General features: G+C 50.7%; 4 protein-coding genes. 1 reads left to right on the top strand and 3 read right to left on the bottom strand.

What is annotated here, in order from left to right:
- On the bottom strand, window positions 1-248 hold a 248-nt coding region (locus tag PK629_04030), incomplete at its 3' end, for a hypothetical protein (GenBank protein ID HOP10643.1).
- 366 nt (window positions 249-614) lie between these two features.
- Here PK629_04030 and typA point away from each other — a divergent pair.
- A complete protein-coding gene (typA, locus tag PK629_04035; GenBank protein ID HOP10644.1) occupies window positions 615-2,432 on the top strand; it encodes a translational GTPase TypA in 1,818 nt (605 codons plus the stop codon).
- A gap of 91 nt (window positions 2,433-2,523) precedes the next feature.
- Here typA and PK629_04040 read toward each other — a convergent pair whose 3' ends face one another.
- On the bottom strand, window positions 2,524-2,898 hold the full coding sequence (locus PK629_04040) for a leucine-rich repeat domain-containing protein (protein ID HOP10645.1): 375 nt from the start codon (window positions 2,896-2,898) through the stop codon (window positions 2,524-2,526).
- Window positions 2,811-3,281, bottom strand: a complete 471-nt coding sequence (locus PK629_04045) for a leucine-rich repeat domain-containing protein (GenBank protein HOP10646.1) — start codon at window positions 3,279-3,281, stop codon at window positions 2,811-2,813. The genes PK629_04040 and PK629_04045 overlap by 88 nt, the downstream gene beginning before the upstream one ends.
- Window positions 3,282-3,334: the final 53 nt, after the last annotated feature.

Here is a 3,334-nt window from a genome sequence, read left to right on the forward strand (position 1 = left end):
GCAATCTCAACCGGCTTGGAATTGATCTCTTCTTCCAGCAGGTTGGTCACACCCAGCGTTACCTCCCAGGTGTTCGCCCCGGTGCGGACCGCGGTCTTGCCCAATTCGACGGCATTGGAACCGTTATATTGAATATAAGTGTTCGCCGGCGTCAGAGCGGTTATTGTCGGTGTCGCACTCAGCATCGTTCCGACCGCAAAAATGCAGACCAACAGTCCGATGAGTACGAATTTAGTAATTTTCTTCATTGTTTTACCTCACTTTGTCACTAATTCTGTCAAATGTAACTTTACTTGCGAAATCCAGGTAATCCCTGACATTACCCGTCTATTATAAGCTTTGGCGGTTACATTTCGGTTACATTTAGCCATTCGTAAATGCATAATATTTACAGATAAAATAATTTTTATGTATAGTCCGTCGAATTATGTCGATTTTTCCAAAAACGTCGTTTTCTTTCCGGAATCATATGTGACGGTTCAAGAGAGCGTCTTATTGAAAAAAGTATATTTGACAGGTTTTATGTACAGGTATATAATTAGTATTTGTTCGCCCGAACGGTTCACACGAATTCGGGCGGTCTGTTTTGTTAAACTGGCAAAGGAGCATCTGATTTGAAAAGAACCGATTTAAGAAATATCGCCATTGTGGCGCACGTCGACCACGGTAAAACCACTCTTGTCGACGAACTGCTGCGCCAAAGCGGCACCTTCCGCGAAAATCAAGTGGTGGCCGAACGGGTCATGGACAGCAACGACCTCGAACGCGAACGCGGCATCACGATTTTAGCTAAAAACACTTCCATTCATTATAACGGCGTCAAGATCAACGTCATCGACACCCCCGGGCATGCGGATTTCTCCGGTGAGGTCGAGCGGGTTTTAAAGATGGTTGACGGCGTGCTTTTGCTTGTCGACGCTGCGGAAGGGCCGATGCCCCAAACCCGCTTTGTGCTGCAAAAGGCGCTCTCGATGGGGCATAAAGTCGTCGTGGTCGTGAATAAAATCGACCGTCCCGACGCCCGCATCTACGAGGTCGTCGACGAGGTTTTGGAACTGCTCATCGCGCTCAATGCCAACGACGAACAGTTGGACAGCCCGGTCATCTTCTGTTCGGGCCGAGACGGCACGGCTTCGATGGCGCCCGAAGGTCCGTTTGAAGATTTACAACCGCTGTTTGAAATTATCCTGTCCCACATTGATCCGCCCGATATTGACCCCGACGGCCCGACTCAGATGTTGGTCTCGTCGCTGGATTATAACGACTATGTCGGACGCATCTGCATCGGCAAGGTCGAGCGCGGCGTTATAAACAAGGGACAGGATATCAGCATCTGCGAATACCACGGTACGCACACACCCTACCGTTCCAAAGCGGTCAATCTGTATACCATCGAGGGTCTCGAACGCGTACCGGTCGACAGCATCTCTGCCGGCGACATCGTTTGCGTCTCGGGCATCGAGAACATCACGATCGGCGATACGATCTGTGCGCTTGACAAACCCGAACCGATCCCGTTCGTCAAAATCTCCGAGCCGACCGTCGAGATGACCTTTTCGGTCAACGACAGCCCGTTCGCCGGCAAAGAGGGCAAATATGTCACCTCCCGCCATCTGCGCGAACGCTTAATGAAGGAACTGCTCAAGGATGTCTCCCTGCGCGTCAGCGAAACCGAGACCACCGAGAGCTTCCGGGTCTGCGGACGCGGTGAGATGCATTTATCCATTTTGGTCGAAACCATGCGCCGCGAGGGCTATGAATTTGCCGTCGGCGCACCGAAGGTCTTATATAAGGAAATTGAAGGGCAGCTCTGCGAACCGGTCGAACGGTTGGTCTGCGATCAGCCGCAGCAGTATGTCGGCGCAGTGATGGAGAAAATCGGCGCCCGCAAAGGCGATTTGGTCGAAATGCTGCCGCAGGGTGATCATATCCGGCTCGAATTTCTGATTCCGTCGCGCGGCCTGTTCGGCTACCGCAGTGATTATCTGACCGATACCCACGGCGAGGGTATCATGAGCAGCGTTTTCGATAACTATTCCCCGGTCAAGGGTGAGATTACCCGCCGTCAAAACGGCGCGTTGGTCGCGTTCGAAAGCGGTGACGCCGTAACTTACGGCCTTTATAACGCCCAGGAACGCGGCGCACTGTTCATCACCCCGGGCACCAAGGTCTATGAGGGTATGATTGTCGGCGAGTCGCCCAAACCCGGAGACCTGTGCGTCAACGTCTGCAAGAAAAAACATATCACGAATATGCGTGCATCGGGCAGCGACGATGCGCTGCGTCTGATCCCGCCGCGCCAGATGTCGCTCGAGGCCTGCATCGAATTTATCGCCGAAGACGAACTGATCGAGGTCACGCCGAAATCCCTGCGTTTGCGCAAACGCATCCTCAATAATGAACAGAGGGCGAAGAATCGCTCCAAGAGTTAAAACAGAGCTTTCCTTATTCGCCCTGCCATAAAGGCGATTATGTCGATATTGAATCGGTTCTGTTTATATTGAAAAACCGGTCTTTGAACACTTATTGATATTCCAGCACGACATCACTATCAAACGCCTTTTCCCCGATGTATGTAACGCTGCCGGGGATAATTACCGTTGTCAAGCGGAAACACCTGAAAAACGCATAACTCCCGATCGATGTCACACTGTCGGGGATTGTGATTGATGTCAAGCCGAAGCATTCGGCAAATGCATAATTCCCGAGCTTTGTAACGCTGTCGGGGATGATCACCGACGTCAAGCCGGAACATCCCTTAAACGTACTGTTCCAGATATATGTAACGCTGTCGGAAATTTTTATTGATTTTAAACACGAACAATTAATAAATGCATAGTCCCCATATATGTAACGCTGTCGGGAATTGTGATTGATGTCAGACCGGAGCAACCCCAAAACGCACCGTTCCCGATATATATAACGCTGTTGGGAATTGTGATTGATGTCAGGCCGGAACATCCTGAAAATGCCTCCATTCCGATCTCTGTAACGCTGTTTGGGATTGTGATTGATGTCAGACCGGAGCAATCCCAAAACGCCCTGCATCCGATCTCTGTAACGCTGTCGGGGATTGTGATTGATGTCAAAGCGGAACATTCGTAAAATGCTTCGTCCCCGATCTCTGTAACGCTGTCAGGGATGATCACTGTTGTCAAGCCGGAACATCCTGAAAATGCCTCTTCCCCGATCTTTGTCACGCTGTCGGGGATTGTGATTGATGTCAGACCGGAACATTCGGAAAATGCCTCGTCTCCGATTGATGTCACACTGTCGGGAATTGTGATTGATGTCAGACCGGAACATTCGGAAAATGCCTCGTCTCCGATTGATG

This window comes from Oscillospiraceae bacterium (assembly GCA_035380125.1).
In the GTDB taxonomy this organism is placed as follows: Bacteria; Bacillota; Clostridia; order Oscillospirales; family JAKOTC01; genus DAOPZJ01.